This window comes from Burkholderia sp. AU38729 (assembly GCF_020419725.1).
Classification (GTDB): Bacteria; Pseudomonadota; Gammaproteobacteria; order Burkholderiales; family Burkholderiaceae; genus Burkholderia.
The window spans coordinates 665,957-684,196 of the sequence record NZ_JAIZQO010000002.1 but is presented as its reverse complement, the minus strand read 5'-3'; the positions used below and the strand labels follow the sequence as shown (position 1 = coordinate 684,196).

General features: G+C 65.5%; 17 protein-coding genes and 1 pseudogene. 14 read left to right on the top strand and 4 right to left on the bottom strand.

Annotated elements, in window-relative coordinates; all coding sequences use genetic code 11:
- The first annotated feature begins 51 nt into the window (after positions 1-51).
- Together LGM56_RS08060 and gltA are read left to right on the top strand one after the other, a co-directional pair.
- Entirely contained in the window at positions 52-324 is a 273-nt protein-coding gene (locus LGM56_RS08060; protein ID WP_011355742.1) for a succinate dehydrogenase assembly factor 2, read from the top strand.
- Between the two features lie 66 nt (positions 325-390).
- Complete coding sequence (gltA, locus tag LGM56_RS08055; RefSeq protein WP_011355741.1) at positions 391-1,692, top strand: citrate synthase; 1,302 nt, start codon at positions 391-393, stop codon at positions 1,690-1,692.
- A gap of 90 nt (positions 1,693-1,782) precedes the next feature.
- Here gltA and LGM56_RS08050 read toward each other — a convergent pair whose 3' ends face one another.
- The gene (locus LGM56_RS08050; protein ID WP_226203995.1) at positions 1,783-2,760 is read right to left on the bottom strand and encodes a helix-turn-helix domain-containing protein; all 978 of its coding nucleotides are present in this window, start codon (positions 2,758-2,760) and stop codon (positions 1,783-1,785) included.
- A gap of 72 nt (positions 2,761-2,832) precedes the next feature.
- Here LGM56_RS08050 and LGM56_RS08045 point away from each other — a divergent pair, with 72 nt between their 5' ends.
- The 5 genes from LGM56_RS08045 to LGM56_RS08025 all read left to right on the top strand — a co-directional run bounded on the left by LGM56_RS08045 (position 2,833) and on the right by LGM56_RS08025 (position 7,749).
- Positions 2,833-3,222: a VOC family protein gene (locus tag LGM56_RS08045; RefSeq protein WP_089442941.1), complete on the top strand. Its 390-nt coding sequence runs from the start codon at positions 2,833-2,835 to the stop codon at positions 3,220-3,222.
- A gap of 110 nt (positions 3,223-3,332) precedes the next feature.
- Positions 3,333-4,601, top strand: coding sequence for a DUF1479 domain-containing protein (locus LGM56_RS08040; protein ID WP_226203993.1), 1,269 nt, complete (start codon positions 3,333-3,335; stop codon positions 4,599-4,601).
- 191 nt (positions 4,602-4,792) lie between these two features.
- Complete coding sequence (locus LGM56_RS08035; RefSeq protein WP_226203991.1) at positions 4,793-5,551, top strand: dimethylarginine dimethylaminohydrolase family protein; 759 nt, start codon at positions 4,793-4,795, stop codon at positions 5,549-5,551.
- A gap of 98 nt (positions 5,552-5,649) precedes the next feature.
- Complete coding sequence (locus LGM56_RS08030; RefSeq protein WP_089427955.1) at positions 5,650-6,114, top strand: Lrp/AsnC family transcriptional regulator; 465 nt, start codon at positions 5,650-5,652, stop codon at positions 6,112-6,114.
- Positions 6,115-6,216: 102 nt separating this feature from the next.
- On the top strand, positions 6,217-7,749 hold the full coding sequence (locus tag LGM56_RS08025) for an amino acid permease (protein WP_226203989.1): 1,533 nt from the start codon (positions 6,217-6,219) through the stop codon (positions 7,747-7,749).
- A 167-nt stretch (positions 7,750-7,916) separates the two neighbouring features.
- Here LGM56_RS08025 and LGM56_RS08020 read toward each other — a convergent pair whose 3' ends face one another.
- Both LGM56_RS08020 and LGM56_RS08015 read right to left on the bottom strand, forming a co-directional pair.
- A complete protein-coding gene (locus tag LGM56_RS08020; protein ID WP_226203987.1) occupies positions 7,917-8,642 on the bottom strand; it encodes a glutathione S-transferase in 726 nt (241 codons plus the stop codon).
- A gap of 143 nt (positions 8,643-8,785) precedes the next feature.
- On the bottom strand, positions 8,786-9,109 hold the full coding sequence (locus LGM56_RS08015) for a cupin domain-containing protein (RefSeq protein ID WP_226203985.1): 324 nt from the start codon (positions 9,107-9,109) through the stop codon (positions 8,786-8,788).
- A gap of 401 nt (positions 9,110-9,510) precedes the next feature.
- On the opposite strand from LGM56_RS08015, the gene LGM56_RS08010 reads away from it, so the two are divergent.
- From LGM56_RS08010 to asd, 7 genes and pseudogenes are all read left to right on the top strand, one after another.
- Positions 9,511-10,332 carry a hypothetical protein gene (locus LGM56_RS08010; protein WP_226203983.1) on the top strand — a complete coding sequence of 274 codons (822 nt, stop codon included), beginning with the start codon at positions 9,511-9,513 and terminating at the stop codon, positions 10,330-10,332.
- Between the two features lie 30 nt (positions 10,333-10,362).
- A pseudogene (locus tag LGM56_RS08005) lies at positions 10,363-11,113 on the top strand (Tat pathway signal protein).
- A gap of 285 nt (positions 11,114-11,398) precedes the next feature.
- Positions 11,399-12,808 (top strand): 3-isopropylmalate dehydratase large subunit, encoded by a 1,410-nt coding sequence (gene leuC / locus LGM56_RS08000; RefSeq protein WP_089427948.1) that lies wholly within the window; start codon positions 11,399-11,401, stop codon positions 12,806-12,808.
- 3 nt (positions 12,809-12,811) lie between these two features.
- Complete coding sequence (locus tag LGM56_RS07995) at positions 12,812-12,958, top strand: entericidin A/B family lipoprotein (RefSeq protein ID WP_089474479.1); 147 nt, start codon at positions 12,812-12,814, stop codon at positions 12,956-12,958.
- A gap of 68 nt (positions 12,959-13,026) precedes the next feature.
- Positions 13,027-13,677 (top strand): 3-isopropylmalate dehydratase small subunit, encoded by a 651-nt coding sequence (gene leuD, locus LGM56_RS07990; protein WP_039358292.1) that lies wholly within the window; start codon positions 13,027-13,029, stop codon positions 13,675-13,677.
- 79 nt (positions 13,678-13,756) lie between these two features.
- Positions 13,757-14,824: a 3-isopropylmalate dehydrogenase gene (leuB, locus tag LGM56_RS07985; protein WP_089497362.1), complete on the top strand. Its 1,068-nt coding sequence runs from the start codon at positions 13,757-13,759 to the stop codon at positions 14,822-14,824.
- A gap of 298 nt (positions 14,825-15,122) precedes the next feature.
- The gene (asd, locus tag LGM56_RS07980; RefSeq protein WP_069251145.1) at positions 15,123-16,244 is read left to right on the top strand and encodes an aspartate-semialdehyde dehydrogenase; all 1,122 of its coding nucleotides are present in this window, start codon (positions 15,123-15,125) and stop codon (positions 16,242-16,244) included.
- A gap of 103 nt (positions 16,245-16,347) precedes the next feature.
- Here asd and flgE read toward each other — a convergent pair whose 3' ends face one another.
- The gene (flgE, locus tag LGM56_RS07975) at positions 16,348-17,592 is read right to left on the bottom strand and encodes a flagellar hook protein FlgE (RefSeq protein WP_226203982.1); all 1,245 of its coding nucleotides are present in this window, start codon (positions 17,590-17,592) and stop codon (positions 16,348-16,350) included.
- Positions 17,593-18,240 lie beyond the last annotated feature (648 nt).

Below are 18,240 nucleotides of genomic sequence, written 5' to 3'. Positions count from 1 at the left end.
CCGAGGGGGCGTCGACTTCCTTGGGGCGGCCCTGCGGGAGTCTGAGTTGTGATGAGCGACGATTCGCATCAATCCGACCCGCACCGCCGCGCACGCCTTCGCTGGCGTGCGCGGCGGGGTCTGCTGGAGAACGACATCATTTTCGAGCGTTTCTTCAGCAGATACGAGCATGACCTCACCGATGCAGACGTAGGCGCGTTGTCGCGCCTGCTCGATCTGAGCGACAACGACCTGATGGACTTGCTCCTCGCGCGCAAGGAACCAGAAGGCGACCTAGACAGCCCGGATATTCACCGGCTGTTGGAGATGCTGCGCAACGTGTAACGCCAAGGTGTAACACGCTGTGCCCGTTATCGAATCCCGTTTCTTTATTTCGATTGAGGATGTGCCATGACTCCGTCTGATGTTAAAGCCACGCTATCGTTCAGCGACAACTCGCCGAGCGTCGAACTGCCGATCTACAAGGGCACGATGGGCCCGGACGTGATCGACATCCGCAAGCTGTACGGCCAGACCGGCAAGTTCACGTACGACCCGGGCTTCATGTCGACGGCAGCTTGTAATTCGGCGATCACGTACATCGACGGCGACAAGGGCGAGCTGCTGTACCGCGGCTACCCGATCGACAACCTCGCGCAAAACGCGGACTTCCTCGAAAGCTGCTACCTGCTGCTGAAGGGCGAACTGCCGAACGCAGCGCAAAAGAAGGAATTCGTCGACACCGTCACGAAGCACACGATGGTGCACGAGCAGATGCACTTCTTCTTCCGTGGCTTCCGTCGCGACGCGCACCCGATGGCGATCCTGGTCGCTGCAGTCGGCGCGCTGTCGGCGTTCTACCACGACTCGCTCGACATCAACGATCCGCGTCACCGTGAAGTGTCGGCGATCCGCATGATCGCGAAGCTGCCGACGCTCGTCGCGATGGCGTACAAGTACAGCATCGGCCAGCCGTTCGTGTATCCGAAGAACTCGCTGTCGTACAGCGCGAACTTCATGCACATGATGTTCTCGAACCCGTGCGAGGAGTACAAGGTCAACGACGTGCTCGTCCGCGCACTCGACCGTATCCTGATCCTGCACGCCGACCACGAGCAGAACGCATCGACGTCGACCGTCCGCCTGGCCGGCTCGTCGGGCGCGAACCCGTTCGCCTGTATCGCTGCCGGTATCGCCTGTCTGTGGGGCCCGGCGCACGGTGGTGCGAACGAAGCCGCGCTGAACATGCTCGAGCAGATCGGTTCGCCGGACAACATCCCCGAATTCATCAAGCAGGTGAAGGACAAGAATTCGGGCGTGAAGCTGATGGGCTTCGGTCACCGCGTGTACAAGAACTACGACCCGCGTGCGAAGCTGATGCGCGAGACGTGCTACGAAGTGCTGAACGAACTGGGCCTGCACGACGACCCGCTGTTCAAGCTCGCGATGCAGCTCGAGAAGATCGCGCTGGAAGACGAATACTTCGTGTCGCGCAAGCTGTACCCGAACGTCGACTTCTACTCGGGCATCGTCCAGCGCGCGCTGGGCATCCCGACGTCGATGTTCACGTGTATCTTCGCGATGGCACGTACGGTCGGCTGGATCGCACAGTGGAACGAAATGATCGGCGATCCGGAGCAGAAGATCGGCCGTCCGCGTCAGCTGTTCATCGGCGATACGCCGCGCGAAGCGAAGCCGCTCAACGCACGTTAAGTCGTGCGCGGCGCGAACGGCCGGCAGGCCGCTCGCGTCGGGCGATCGCAACGCCACGACACCCCGACGGGTCATCCCGTCGGGGTGTTTTCATTTGGGCGGTCGCGGTTCGCTCCGGCCCGCGCGGCGTTCCAGCGACGGCGGGCGCGTGTCGAGTGCGGGTGCGTCGTGATCGGGCGCGTGGCCGTGCTGCACGAAGAACTGCCGGTATGCGCCGGGCGTCATCCCGCGTGCGGCGAGGAACTGGCGGTTGAAGTTCGCGGCATTCGGAATGCCGCAGCGCGCAGCCACCGTCGCGATCGGCCAGTCGGTGCCGACGAGATGACGGCACGCGTGCGCGAGCCGCAGCCGCTGCACGTAGCGGCCGACGCTTTCGCCGAGATGCCGGACGAACAGCCGCTGCAACGTGCGTTCGGACATATGCGCGGTGGCCGCGAGCGCGTCGATGCGCAACGGCTCGTGGAAGTGCCGGTCGATCGCGTCAAGCACGCGGTCGAGGCGTTCGGCTTCGGGGGCGGCTGCGTCGGTTTGGCGTGTCGTGCCGTCGGCCCGCTCGTACGCGTGTGCGGTGGCGAGCGGTTCGCCGCCGGCTTCCGCGAGATCGGCGAGCGTGTCGAGCGCGGCCGCGAGCCGGGTGCGCGGCGACGGATCGAGCAACTGCGGCAGCCGCACGCGCATCGCGCGGGCTGCATCCGCGTCGAAGCGCAGGCCCGGTGCGGCACGCCGCAGCAGCGAGCGCAGCGGTGCATATTCGGGGCAACAGTCGGCCAGACGCCGCGCCCAGTCGCCGTCGAACCAGATGACGAGCGCGACTTCAGGCGCATCTCGATCGATGCGTGCATTCGACGACCACGTATGCGGCAGGTTGGGCGGCACGAGCACCAGATCGTCGTCCGCGTAGTGCGCGACGTGATCGCCGATGAAGCGCCGGCCGCGGCTGTTGAGCGTCAGCGTCAGTTCGTATTCGGGATGGCGATGCCATTCGAACGGGATGCGCGCGAGCTGACGGTGATACACGCGGATCGAACAGCCGGGGGCGAACGTCACGTGCTCGTACTGCGGTTTCATTGCGGCCTCCGGGGGAGAGCCGGCATCGCGCCGTGGCATGATCGTGAGCGATCGTCACGACGGAGCGATGCCATGTTTTCACATGTTTGCGTGGGGGTGGCCGACACCGCGCGCGCCTACGATTTCTACGCGCCGCTGTTCGCGGAACTTGGGCTGCGCCTGAAATTCCGCGAGCCGGACGGCTGGTCGGGCTGGATGCCGGCCGACACCGACCGGCCGCTGTTCTTCTTCGGCCACCCGCTCGACGGCCGCGCGCCCGAACCGGGCAATGGCCACACGATCGCGTTCGTTGCGCCGACCCGCGCGCACGTCGATCGCTGCCACGCGCTCGCGCTGCGCCACGGCGGCACCTGCGAAGGGCCGCCGGGCCTGCGGCCGGACTATCACCGCGACTATTACGGCGCGTATTTCCGCGATCCGGACGGCAACAAGCTGTGCGTGGTCTGCCATCGTCCGGCGTGATGCCAGGTTGTCAGGATTGTATCGATAGTTGGCCGGATAGTGGTAATCGCGACTGCGCGCCGGCCGTACGCTGACAGCACATCACGACACCTGTCAGCGAGGAGACCACGATGCAACTGACGATTGACGACTTGCCTGCCGCGATTCGCGACGCGAAAAGGGCGCTGCGCGCCGACCTGCCCGGTTATGCGGCCACGTTCCGCGAACTGGAGGGCGACATCGCGCGGCAGGTCGATGTGATTCGCCGCGCGCATGCGCATGGTCGTGACGTGATTCCGGTGGTGCCGTTCGCGGACATCGCGAGCGGGGCCGTCGATCCGCACGCGGTTGCCGCGATCCGCACGCACGGCGCGGTCGTGATCCGTGGCGTATTCGATGCGCAGCAGGCGCGCGACTGGAACGACGAGATCGGTGCCTACCTGGACGCGAACCGCTTCACCGACCGGCTGCACGCACGTGCCGAGGACCGCTATTTCGGCAACCTCGCGTCGGGCAAGCCGCAGATCTACGGCGTTTACTGGTCGAAGCCGCAGGTGGCTGCGCGCCAGTCGCCTGCGTTGACTCAAGCGCGCGTGTTCCTGAACCGCCTGTGGCGGCACACGGACGGCGGCCGCACGCACTTCGATCCCGACCAGGTGCCGGCCTATGCGGACCGGATTCGTCGCCGCCCGCCCGGCTCGACGTCGCTCGGGCTGTCGCCGCATGTCGACGGCGGTTCCGTCGAACGCTGGCTCGGCGCCAATTTCCGCAAGGTCTACCGTCACGTGCTGGCCGGCCGCTGGCGCGATTACGACCCGTACGACGCGGCGTTTCGTCCCGATGTCGAGGAGATTCCGTCGCCGGCCGTGTGCTCGATGTTCCGCACCTTCCAGGGCTGGACCGCACTGACGCCGCAGGGGCCCGGCGACGGCACGCTGCAGTTGATCCCGGTGGCGAACGCGATGGCCTATGTCGTGCTGCGGGCGTTGCAGGACGACGTGGCCGACGACGACCTGTGCGGCGCGCGCCCGGGCCGCGCGCTGTCGATCCGGCCCGAATGGCACGCGCTGCTGCTCGACGCGCTGGTGCCGATCCCGCACATGGAGCCGGGCGATGCGGTGTTCTGGCACGGCGACGTCGTGCACGCGGTCGAGGATGCGCATCGCGGTAGCGGCGACAGCAACGTGATGTACATCGCCGCCGCGCCCGGTTGCGCGAAGAACGACGCGTACCTGCAGCGCCAACGCGCTGCGTTCCTGCGCGGCGAGAGCCCGCCCGATTTCCCGGCCGATCATTTCGAGGTCGAATTCGACGGGCGGGGCGGGGAGGACGATCTCACGGTGCTCGGCCGTTCGCAGATGGGGTTCGGGGCGGGCGCGTTGCCAGCGTGCCGCCTGTGAAAGCGACGGCTCGCCGGGTGGCGAACGGCGGGCTGCCGGATCCGCTGCATGTCGCGCGCAATTCGACGCAATCGGCTGTCGGCGCAACTGAAATCGACGCGAATTGCGCAATTTGGCTTCCGATAATGGTCCGGACACAACGCAGCCGCCCCGTGTGAAGCACGGGTGTGGCGCTGACCATGGAGGAGTCGATGCAATTCACGCAAGCGATCGTTCGCCGCCCCGCGCCGTCCTGTGGCGCGGGCCTGACCACCGCCGAACTCGGCGCGCCCGATTACGACAAGACGCTCACCCAGTTCCACGCGTATTGCGAAGCGCTGCGCACGCTCGGCGTCGCGCTGACCGAACTGCCGCCGCTGGAGGCATTCCCCGATTCGCACTTCGTCGAGGACACCGCGGTGGTGACGCCCGAATTCGCGGTGATCACGCGCCCCGGTGCGCCGGCGCGGCGCGGCGAGACGGTGCACATCGAAGCGGCGCTGGCCGCGCATCGCGACCTGCTGCCGATGCAGGCGGGCCGGCTCGACGGCGGTGACGTGATGCAGGTCGGCAAGCGCTTCTACATCGGCCTGACGGGCCGTACCGACGCCGACGGCATCGCCGCATTCGACTCGCTCGTGTCGCGCTACGGCTATTCGGTCGTCGCGGTGCCGGTGGGTGCCGGCCTGCATCTCAAGTCGGTCGTCAACGCGCTCGGCGACGACACGCTGCTCGTCACCGAAGCGCTGGCCGCGCATCCGGCCTTCGCCGACTATCGCCGGATCGCGATTTCGGCCGCCGACGAATACGCGGGCAACACGCTGCGCGTGAACGGCACGCTGATCACCCCGGCCGGCTACCCGCGCGTGCACGACGCGATCGCGTCGCTCGGGCTGCCGCTGCACGTGATCGATACGAGCGAGTTCCGCAAGATGGACGGCGGCCTGACCTGTCTGTCGCTGCGGTTCTAGCCGATTGGCGCGCGGCCGCTTCGGCCGGATAATGTGGCCCCCGCGCGGAACCGGAGACGTTCCGCGCATCAGCCACGACCCGACCGGAGCGAACGCGGATGACCGACAAGAAGATGCAGCTCGACAAGATCGATCTCCGGATCCTCGACATCCTGCGCACCGACGGGCGGATTTCCTACCGGAAGCTGTCCGAGCTCGTGAACCTCACGCCGCGGCCGTGCCAGGCGCGCGTGGAGCGGCTCGAGGCGCTTGGGGTGATCGAAGGGTACCGCGCGGTGATCAAGGCGCCGCGCGCGACCAAGCCGATCGTCGTGATCGCGCAGATCACGCTGGCCGACCACGGGCGTTCGCAGGCGCCATTCGAGGACGAAATGCGGGCGAATCCGGCGGTGCTCGATTGCTGGCTCGTCAGCGGCACGTTCGATTTTCTCGTGCGGCTCGCGTGCGAGGATCTCGACGAGTACCGGCGAATCGCGAACCTGTGGCTGGAAAGTCCGCGGTTCCGGATCGAGAAGATCGTGACGACGGCCGAACTGCAGGCGATCAAGCGCAGCGTCGTGTGATGCAGCCGGCCGGGAAGGACCGGCTTCGACGCGAATGACCCGGCCTGACGATTTGCATTCCGAATCAAATCGTCAGGCCTGAATCCAATCAGGGTGAACACTATGGATGCTTTGCAAGCGGCAGCGGAGACGGCCGCACCGTCCGGAACGACGCTGAAGCGCCGTCTGCAGGGCCGCCACATCGCGATGATCGCGATCGGCGGCTCGATCGGCACGGGGTTGTTCGTCGCGTCGGGGGCGTCGGTCGCGCAGGCGGGGCCGGGCGGGGCGATCGCCGCGTATATCGCGATCGGGCTGATGGTGTACTTCGTCGTCACGGGCCTCGGCGAGATGGCCGCGCTGATGCCGGTATCGGGCTCGTTCGCGATCTACGGCGAGAAGTACGTCGACGAAGGCTTCGGCGTCGCGCTCGGCTGGACCTACTGGTACAGCTGGGCCGTGACGATCGCGATCGAGCTGGTCGCCGCGCAGATCGTGATGCGCTACTGGTTTCCAACCGTACCCGGCATCTGGTGGGGCGCCGGTTTCCTCGTGCTGATCTTCCTGCTGAATACGCTGTCGGTGCGCGGCTTCGGCGAATCGGAATACTGGTTCTCGCTGATCAAGGTCGTCACCGTGGTCGCGTTCATCGCGGCGGGGCTGCTGATCGCCGCCGGCCTGATCGGGAACGGGCATCCGGTCGGCTTGCGCAACTTCACGACGGGCGATGCGCCGTTCGTCGGCGGCGTGCACGCGATGATGAGCGTCGCGCTGATCGCGGGCTTCTCGTTTCTCGGCACCGAGCTGGTCGGGATCACGGCCGGCGAATCTGAAAACCCGCGCAAGACGATCCCGCGCGCGGTGAAGCAGATCTTCTGGCGGATCATGCTGTTCTACGTGTTCGCGATCTTCGTGATCGGGCTGCTGGTGCCGTACACGGACCCGAACCTGCTGAAGAGCGACGTGACCGACATCGGCGTGAGCCCGTTCACGTTGGTGTTCAGCCATGCGGGATTTCGGCTCGCGGCCGGCGCGATGAACCTCGTGATCCTGACGGCCGTGTTGTCGGCCGGCAATTCCGGGACTTACGCGGCCACGCGGATGCTGTACAACCTCGCGGCGGAAGGGCGCGCGCCGGCGATGTTCGCGACGCTGTCGCCGGGCGGCGTGCCGCGCAACGCGCTGTACGCGACGATGGCCGTCGGCGGGCTGTGCTTCCTCACGTCGCTGACCAACAACCAGAGCATCTATCTGTGGCTGCTGAATACGGTCGGCATCACCGGCTTCATCGCGTGGCTCGGCATCGCGGTCTGCCATTACCGGTTCCGCAAGGGGTTCCTGAAGCAGGGCTACCGGCTCGATCAGCTGCCGTACCGCGCGAAATGGTTCCCGTTCGGGCCGCTGTTCGCGATCGCGATCTGCATCGTGATCTCGCTCGGGCAGGATTACCAGGCGTTCTTCGCGGCCCGCATCGACTGGATGGAAGTGCTGTCGATCTACGTGTGGATTCCGCTGTTCGTCGCGATCTGGTGGGCGTATCGCCGTGCGCGCAAGAGCCGGCTCGTGCGCTACGAGGAGATGGACATCGGGCCGTGGCTGACGCGTTCGGTCGAAGCCGTCGATGCAGCGACCACGCAGCACGGGCAGTCGCACTGACTGCCTGGTACGGAAAGCGCGGTAACGGGAGCCGGCATGTTTTGTCCGGCCGGCTCCGATGCATGCGGCTGGCGTGTGGCGTCATCTGCATGAGACGCCGGTCGCCGCGTGAGCAGGGGGCATCCGCTGCCCTACATGAGGGAAGCGGCGCGGATGCCGTGCCTGCGTTACTTGTCCAGCTCCGGATAGTGCCGGAAGATGCCCATGTCGTTGAACGGGATGCGGCGTTCCGACTCGAGATAGAGCGCAACAGGCGTATGCAGTGCAACGCGGTCGTGCAGTGCAACCAGCGCCGCGATCTGCCGCTCCGCACGCTTCATCGCTTTCGGAAACGCGTAGCGCAGGCCCTCGATCAACTGGAACATCGACAGGTCCGCATAGCTGAGTGCGTTGCCGACGAGGTAGCCGCTCTTGTGCGGATTCTGTGCGAGCACACGCTCGAAGTATCCGAGGAATTTCGGCAGCCGGTTTTCGAGGAAATCGGCGGCACGCTCGGCGGCTTCCGCCTGCTGATCCTCGTAGTAGAGGCCGCTTGCGATCGGATGGTGCGTGTCGTGGATCTCGGTGACGAAATCGGCGACGGTCAACTGAAGCTGGTGCACCCACAGCCGGCCGGCTTCGTCGGCGGGCGCGAGCCCCAGCCGCGCGCCGAGAAACAGCAGGATGTTCGCGGTCTGCCCGATGACGACGTCGCCGGCTTTCAGGAACGGCGGCGCGAACGGCACGCATTCCGCCTTCGAGCTGTCCATCATCCGCATCATTGCCGGCACGCCCATGCCGCGCCCCGATTCACGCGCGACGTCGACATAATCGGCTTCGGCCGCTTCGAGCGCGAGCCGCACGTACTCGCCCCGGCCCTGGATCTCGGGCCAGTAATACAGTTCGTATCGCATGCTGTCTTCCCGTTCGTTGAACCGGCTGCCGCCGGCATCGTGACGACCGGGCGGCCGCGCGTCGCGCGCCACCCGCTGCGAATAGACAGTCTAGGCGATCGCAGGAAAAGTGCCGCGTGCGTCGCGCGTGCGTCGTACATGCGTTATGCGCCGCGCTCGCCGCCTTCGGGGCCGTAGAAGAACACCCACGTCGAGAAGTCGTCGGAGAAGCCGATGAAGCGGTGTTCCGCGTGTGCCGGGACGAACAGCACGTCGCCGGCCGCGACTTCGCATTCGCGTCCGGCGACGACGACGCGTGACGTGCCCGTGGCGATCGCGTAGACCTCGTCGCGCGTATGCGGCTTCTGCTTGTCCTCGATGCCCGGCCGGTACAGCTCGACGTCGAGCGTACCGTGGCGAAACAGCGTCGTGAACAGCGTGCCATCTTCGTCGAGGCGGGCGAGCGATTCGTTCAGGCCGAGCTTCATGGCGGGGGCTCCGGATCCGGATCGTGGGGGGCATGCGCGTTGCGCCATCGTATCTCGAAATCAGGAGCGCGATGTGCAGCGCCCGACGAGGCGGGCGAATCACGTCGCTCGCCACCGATGAAACGGTGGCCGCACATGCTCGCCATGGATGAAACGCGTGCGTCCATCGATGAAACAGCGTGACGATCGTCCGCATTCGATCGACAGGTTCACCGCGATTTAATAAACGCCCACTACGATCCCGCATCGTCGATCGACCGATGCGCAGCGATTCGATTCGAGCGTCGACCCTGCCATCCATCGCCCAACCGTGCGACGCAACAGGTCGTCATTCCCGTGAACCCGCGATTTGCAACGTCGTGATCGGCTGCTGGCGTTGCTCGCATCATTTCGTATTTCTCATGAATCGAACCCCGTCGGCTTCTTTACGCAGAAAATTCCTGGCTGCCGCACCCGCGGTTGCCGTGGCGCCGTGGTTGAGCGCTTGCGGTGGCGACGACGTCACGTCGGCGCCCGTCACCGATGAGGCGCTGGCCGCGCAAATGTCCGCGAAGCTCAACGCGCAGCTCGGCGATGCCGCGACGGTCAACGCGATCGTGCCTGCGCTGACCGATGTCGGCTTCACGTGGGACCTGCCGACGGTGCCGGCCGCGCAAATCGGCGCGATCGTCGCATACAGCTTCGGCAATCGCCCGAACGCGGCAAGCGGCAATACGTCGAGCACGGGCGGCAACCAGTCCGCGCTGCCCGATCCGGGGCCCGTCAACGAAGCGCTCGCGGACGCCGTCTACCGTATTCGGCAACTGAAACCGGTCAAGGTCTACGCGCAGTGGGAGATTGCGCGCTTTCTCGTGTCGAAATACGGGATGGGCGCCGACGTGCTGTCGTCGATCGAGCCCGTGATCGCGAGCGACGGCACGATCGTGTACCTCAGTACGGCGGGCGTGGCCGCCGAGGCCGTGGCGCGCGCGGGCGGCGCGGCCGCGATGGGCAGCGTCGCGGTGGTCGGTCATCGGGACCACGCGAAGCGCTGCATCCAGACCTCGCAACAGGCGGGCATGAAGGCGGCCGCGGTTGCCGAGGTGTCGTTGCCGACGCTTTACGACCCGCTGTCGGGCCAGCCGTGGACGCGTAACCGCAGCCTGTACCTCGTGCACGACATGTATGCGCAGATGCTCGGCCGTGCGATCGGCGCGACGATGCAGGCGTTCCCGAAGGGCTGACGCATTTTCTTTCTCCCGATTCCGATGACCATGCAGACCCGCCGCCATTTTCTCGCTTCCGTTTCCGCTTCCGCGCTGGCCGCGACCGGCGCCGCCGGTACGCCGGCCTTCGCGAGGGACGCGCCCGTTTCAGACGCCGAACTGCAACGCCAGATGCTCGGCAAGCTGACGAACGAACTGAACGACCGCGCTGCCGCCACCGACGAGACCGGCTACCTGTTCGAAACGTTTTTCTCGTGGCTGCCGCCGACCGTCCAGAACACGGCCATCAACACGATTGCCGCCTTCAGCTTCGGCAGTCGCGCCGCGCCGGTGCCGGGCCCGGTGAACGAGGCGATTGCCGACGCCGTGTTCCTGCTGCGCCAGACAGTTGCCGTGCGGATCTTCGCGCAGCAGGGAAGTCGCGAGCGTGCTCGCGTCGAAATACGGGCTGACGGCCGGCGTGACGTCGATCGCGACCCCGGCCCTGGCCGCCGGCAGCCCGATCCCGACGCCAGACGGCGTCGCTGCCGCGATCGTCAAGCAGGCCGGCTCGGCTGCGGCACTCGGCAACGTCGGGGTCGTCACCCATACGGATCAGGCGTCGCTTGCCGTGCGCGTGTCGAACGCCGCGGGGATGCAGGCCGCGGTGCCGGCGGACCTGGCGCTACCGTCGCTTTACGACGCGTCCGCGCAGATGCCGGCATTGCGGCGCCGCGATCTCTACCTGCTGAGCAACGTCGGCGTGCAACTGGGCATGCTGCGGCTCGACCTGATCAAACGCGAGTACCCGAACGGCTGACACTGCCGGGCGTTCGCGGAACATCTCCCGTTCATCGACCTCTTCCATTCCGGAACCGTCATGTCCTTTCGCGTGTCGCCGTGACATGCGCAGCGCGGTGGCGGCCGTGGCCACCGCGCCGTGGTGCCCGCGTTGCCGGGTAATGCTTATCCGGGTATCGCGTGTACCACCCAACCCACTGTTTTTATTCACTTTTTTCGTTATCGTGGTACTCCGTGGGCGGATTTTGCGTGGCATAATCGATCACATCCGCAAGGCTTGTAGTCACAACGACCCCGCATACCCATGGCACAGACTCTCTACGACAAACTGTGGAACACCCACGTGGTCCACACCGAGGAAGACGGCACGACCCTGCTCTACATCGACCGTCAGCTGCTGCATGAAGTCACGAGCCCGCAGGCGTTCGAAGGGCTGAAGATGGCGCAGCGTCCGGTGTGGCGCATCAGCGCGAACCTGGCCGTGTCGGACCACAACGTGCCGACCACCGATCGCAGCCACGGCATCGCCGATCCCGTCTCGAAGCTCCAGGTCGACACGCTCGACGCGAACTGCGATGCGTTCGGCATCACGCAGTTCAAGATGAACGACGTGCGCCAGGGCATCGTCCACATCATCGGGCCGGAACAGGGCGCGACGCTGCCGGGCATGACGATCGTGTGCGGCGATTCGCATACGTCGACGCACGGCGCGTTCGGTGCGCTCGCGCACGGCATCGGCACGTCGGAAGTCGAGCACGTGCTCGCCACCCAAACCCTGCTGCAGAAGAAGAGCAAGAACATGCTCGTGAAGGTCGAGGGCACGCTGCCGCGCGGCTGTACCGCGAAGGACATCGTGCTCGCGATCATCGGCAAGATCGGCACGGCCGGCGGCACGGGCTACGCGATCGAATTCGGCGGCTCGACGATCCGCGCGCTGACGATGGAAGGCCGCATGACCGTCTGCAACATGGCGATCGAGGCTGGCGCGCGCGCCGGCATGGTTGCGGTGGACGACACGACGATCGATTACCTGTTGGGCCGCCCGTTCGTGCCGACCGGCGCGGAATGGGACCAGGCCGTCGAATACTGGCGCCAGTTCAAGTCGGACGACGGCGCGCAGTTCGATCGCGTGGTCGAGCTGAACGCCGCCGAAATCGTCCCGCAGGTCACCTGGGGCACGTCGCCGGAAATGGTCACGTCGATCGACGGCCGCGTGCCCGATCCCGAGCGCGAGAAGGATCCGGTCAAGCGCGATGCGATGGAGCGTGCGCTGGCCTACATGGCGCTCGAGCCGAACACGCCGATCGAATCGATCAAGGTCGACAAGATCTTCATCGGCTCGTGCACGAACGCGCGAATCGAAGACATCCGCGCAGCCGCGTATGTCGTGAAGAAGCTGAACCGTCGCGTCGCGTCGAACGTGCGGCTCGCGATGGTCGTGCCGGGCTCGGGCCTCGTGAAGGCACAGGCCGAGCGCGAAGGGCTCGACAAGGTGTTCACGGACGCCGGCTTCGAATGGCGCGAGCCGGGCTGCTCGATGTGCCTCGCGATGAATGCCGACCGGCTCGAGCCGGGCGAGCGCTGCGCATCGACGTCGAACCGCAACTTCGAAGGCCGGCAGGGCGCGGGCGGTCGCACGCACCTCGTGAGCCCCGCGATGGCGGCGGCCGCGGCCATCGAAGGCCATTTCGTCGACATTCGCCAGCTGGGGTAACGCGTGACGGCATCGAAGATCATTGCGCGGCTGGTTGCCGCGCTGGCGCTCGCAGGGCTGGGCTTCGGCCTGGCGGGCTGCAATACCGTCCAGGGCTTCGGGCAGGACGTCAACGCTGCCGGCAGCGCGCTGAAGCGCGCCGCGGAGTGACGTCCCCCACCGAGAATTTGTCGATGTGCGCCGGCTGAACGCCGGCCCTTCAACCGGATAGACGGATCATGGAAAAATTCACAGTGCATACCGGCGTCGTGGCGCCGCTCGATCGCGAGAACGTCGACACCGACGCGATCATCCCGAAGCAGTTCCTGAAGTCGATCAAGCGCACGGGCTTCGGTCCGAACGCGTTCGACGAATGGCGTTATCTCGATCACGGCGAGCCGGGCCAGGACAACTCGAAGCGCCCGCTGAATCCCGACTTCGTGCTGAACCAGCCGCGCTACCAGGGCGCATCCGTGCTGCTCGCACGCAAGAACTTCGGCTGCGGCAGCTCGCGCGAGCATGCGCCGTGGGCGCTGCAACAGTACGGCTTCCGCGCGATCATCGCGCCGAGCTTCGCCGACATTTTCTTCAACAACTGCTACAAGAACGGCCTGCTGCCGATCGTGCTGACCGAGCAGCAGGTCGATCACCTGTTCAACGAGACGGTCGCGTTCAACGGCTTCGAGGTGACGGTCGATCTCGACGCGCAGGTCGTCCGCACGGGCGACGGCCGCGAGTATCCGTTCGAGATCGCCGCGTTCCGCAAGTACTGCCTGCTGAACGGCTTCGACGACATCGGCCTCACGCTGCGCCACGCGGACAAGATCCGCCAGTTCGAGGCCGAGCGCCTCGTGAAGCAGCCGTGGCTCAACACCAAGCTGGTCGGCTGAGATCGCCTTTCGGGCGGGCGCGCCGGCGGCGCGTTCGCCGGCCTGCCTCCATAAAAACCTACCCAGTCAGGAATTTCGCATGAAGATTGCAGTGCTGCCCGGCGACGGCATCGGTCCGGAAATCGTCAATGAAGCGGTGAAGGTGCTGAACGCACTCGACGAGAAGTTCGAACTCGAACAGGCGCCGGTTGGCGGCGCGGGCTACGAGGCGAGCGGCCATCCGCTGCCCGACGCGACGCTGAAGCTCGCGAAGGACGCCGACGCGATCCTGTTCGGTGCCGTAGGCGACTGGAAGTACGACTCGCTCGAGCGCGCGCTGCGCCCCGAGCAGGCGATCCTCGGGCTGCGCAAGCACCTCGAGCTGTTCGCGAACTTCCGCCCGGCAATCTGCTATCCGCAGCTCGTCGATGCGTCGCCGCTGAAGCCCGAGCTGGTCGCGGGCCTCGACATCCTGATCGTGCGCGAACTGAACGGCGACATCTACTTCGGCCAGCCGCGCGGCGTGCGCGCCGCACCGGACGGCCTGTTCGCGGGCGAGCGCGAAGGCTTCGACACGATGCGCTATTCGGAACCGGAAGTGCGCCGCATCGCGCACGTCGCGTTCCAGGCGGCCCGCAAGCGCGCGAAGAAGCTGCTGTCGGTCGACAAGGCGAACGTGCTCGAGACGTCGCAGTTCTGGCGCGACATCATGATCGACGTGTCGAAGGAATACGCGGACGTCGAGCTGTCGCACATGTACGTCGACAACGCGGCGATGCAGCTCGCGAAGGCGCCCAAGCAGTTCGACGTGATCGTCACGGGCAACATGTTCGGCGACATCCTGTCGGATGAAGCGTCGATGCTGACGGGCTCGATCGGCATGCTGCCGTCGGCGTCGCTCGACAAGAACAACAAGGGCCTGTACGAACCGTCGCACGGTTCGGCGCCGGACATCGCGGGCAAGGGCATCGCGAACCCGCTCGCGACGATCCTGTCGGCCGCGATGATGCTGCGCTATTCGCTGAATCGCGCGGAGCAGGCCGATCGCATCGAGCGTGCGGTGAAAACGGTGCTCGAACAGGGCTACCGCACGGGCGATATCGCGACGCCGGGTTGCCAGCAGGTCGGCACGACGGCGATGGGCGACGCGGTGGTCGCGGCGCTGTAACGCGATCATGTAGAAAGGGCGCGAACAGGCCGCGAAATCGGCCGGTTCGCGTGCGGTTGGCCGTTGTGCGGGCCACCGGCTTTGTGTAGACTCGAACGATGGCGCATCTTTCCCTGATCTCCCCGGTCTTGAAACTCCACGGCAACACAGCCCGTGCGGGTGCGCGCGCCATCGTCATCACGAAAACCATTACCACGAAAACGATCATTAAACGCTGATCGTCCGTCGTGCCCGCCTATTTCCCCGCGCGGTCACACCGGGGACGGAATGGCGGGGAAGCTCCATCAAAGGGTTAGTCATGAACGTAGGTCTCGTAGGTTGGCGCGGCATGGTCGGTAGCGTCCTGATGCAGCGCATGCAGGAAGAGGGCGATTTCGACCTGATCGAACCGGTGTTTTTCAGCACCAGCAACACGGGCGGCAAAGCGCCGTCGTTCGCGAAAAACGAGACTACGCTCAAGGACGCGACCAACGTCGACGAGCTGAAGAAGTGCGACGTGATCATCACGTGCCAGGGCGGCGACTACACGAACGACGTGTTCCCGAAGCTGCGCGCGGCCGGCTGGAACGGCTACTGGATCGATGCGGCATCGTCGCTGCGGATGAAGGACGACGCGGTCATCATCCTCGATCCGGTCAACCTCGACGTGATCAAGGACGCGCTCGTCAAGGGCCAGAAGAACTTCATCGGCGGCAACTGCACGGTCAGCCTGATGCTGATGGCGCTCGGCGGCCTGTTCCGCGAGAACCTCGTCGACTGGATGACGGCGATGACCTACCAGGCCGCATCGGGCGCGGGCGCGCAGAACATGCGCGAACTGCTGGCGCAGATGGGCACGCTGAACGGCGCGGTTCAGGCGCAACTCGCCGATCCGGCTTCCGCGATCCTCGACATCGACCGCCGCGTGCTGGCCGCGATGAACAGCGACGCGATGCCGACGAGCAACTTCGGCGTGCCGCTCGCCGGTTCGCTGATCCCGTGGATCGACAAGGATCTCGGCAACGGGATGTCGAAGGAAGAGTGGAAGGGCGGCGCGGAAACCAACAAGATCCTCGGCAAGCCGGCGATGGGCGAGCCGGGTTCGATTCCGGTCGACGGCCTGTGCGTGCGAATCGGCGCCATGCGCTGCCACTCGCAGGCGCTGACGATCAAGCTGAACAAGGACGTGCCGCTCGACGAGATCAACGGCATTCTCGCATCGGCGAACGACTGGGTGAAGGTCGTGCCGAACGAGCGTGAAGCGTCGATGCGCGACCTGTCGCCGGCGAACGTCACGGGCACGCTGACGGTGCCGGTCGGCCGCCTGCGCAAGCTCGCGATGGGCGGTGAATACCTGTCGGCGTTCACGGTCGGCGACCAGCTGCTGTGGGGCGCGGCCGAGCCGCTGCGCCGCATGCTGCGCATCCTGCTCGACAAGTAATTGCGTGTCCGGCCCGCGAGACGCGGGCCGCGGTGCACGAGATTGCGCGCCGCGTCTGCCTTGACGATATCAAGGCGGGCGCGGCGCGTTTTTCATGTGCGGGTCAGCGCATGTTCAGGAGCGTCTGGTCGACGGCCTGCTGCGTCTTGATCGTCTGCGCATTCGCCTGGTAATCGCGCTGCGCCTTGATCAGGTTCACGAGCTCGGTCGTCAGGTTGACGTTCGAGTTTTCCAGCGCGCTTCCCTGCAGCGTGCCGTGGTTCGTGCTGCCCGGCGCGGAGATCTGCGGCACGCCCGACGCGGTGGTTTCCACATACTGGTTGCCGCCGATGTTCTCGAGCCCGTTCGGGTTGTTGAAGTTCGCGAGCGCGATCAGGCCGAGCACCGCGCTCTGGCCGTTCGAGTAATTGCCGGTGAGCTTGCCGTCGGTGCCGATCGAGAACGTCGTCAGCGTGCCGCTCGCGAAGCCATCCTGTGCGAGGTTGTTCACGCCGCTTTTCCCGCCGAACTGCGTCGTGCCGGTCAGGTCGAGCGTCAGGTTTTGCGGATTGGTGCCGCCCGACGCGTTGGGGATCGAGAACGCGAACTGGCCGAGGCTCGGCGTCGGCTGACCGGTTGCGGCCGACGTCGTCGAGCTGATCCGGCCCGATGCGTCGAACGTGACGGTGCCGAGATTCGTCGGCGTCTGGCCCTGCACGCCCGCGTAGGCCTGCCAGGTACCTGCCGCGTTCTTCGCGAAATACATCGACACCTGTTGCGAGCCACCGAGCGTGTCGTACACCTGGATCGACGAATTGTAGTTGTACGTGGTGTTGTCGCCCGCGTTGAACGGTGTCTTGGCCGGCACCTTGTCCTGCGAATTCAGGTTGAACTGGCCGGTGATCTTCGTCGTTGCCTGCGGCGCGATGTTGGTGGTCGGCGCTTGCAGCGGCGCGGTCGCCGCGGTGTTGATCGCGCCGCCCGGCCCTGCCGCATAGCCCATCAGGTTGCGGTTCTGCGCGTCGACGATGGCGCCGCTCTTGTCGCGGTGGAATACACCGTCGCGCGAGTACGTCGTCACGCCGTTGTTCGACATCTGGAAGAAGCCGTTGCCGTTGATCGCGATGTCGAGCGACGACTTCGTCGTGTTGATCGTCCCCTGGCCGAATTGTTGCTGCACCGACGTGAGCCGCGTGCCGATGCCGATCTGCGTGTTGGTCGACGTCGCGACCGAGTTCGCGTACATGTCGGCGAAGTTCGCGCGACCCTGCTTGTAGCCAACCGTGTTTGCGTTCGCGATGTTGTTGCCGATCACGTCGAGATGGTTCGCCGCGCCGGCCAACCCGCTCAAGCCCTGTTGATAGCCCATGTTCGATCCCCGTAACGAGCTGGTGAGTAAATGCAGTCGTGCGACTGCGCGATGCCTCCCTGACATCTCACGGCGTCAGTCAGGTCGACCGCGTTCCGCTGTTCCGGCGGGTGCGGGCGCGATGGTCGAACTGCGCCGATTCTTGTTTGAGGACGATCCTAGCGACGGCAATTATTTGATCTGTGTAATTTTGTGTAATGAAATTGAATTGTTGTCGAAATGATCGATTTCGTATGAGCAATGAAGCTGGGGCGAGGCGGTAAAGCCTTGTGGGGCGGGGGTTTGGCGGCGATGGCGTTCAATTCGACGATCAGAGAGGGGAATTGGCCTCTTATCGATCAATTGAAATTCATTTGAATGGGGTGATGGCCGACTGGATTTATTTTGATTGGCGCTTGTTAATCCATTAACGGCAAGCAACGCGAATTATTGAGCAAACGCACCTGATTCCCCGGTCGTGGTTCCGTGTCGGCCCGCGGGTTGTGCGAACCGCATCGTTGAGTGAGCAAAGGCATGCGGGATGCGTTCGGCATGCGATGCGGCCGGATGGCTTTGCATCTGGGCATCTGAGCGAGGCGCACTTCCGGTCGATCGGGGGCGCCGGCCGCAGCGTGCGCAACCGGATACCCCACGCGGCCCGATCACGGG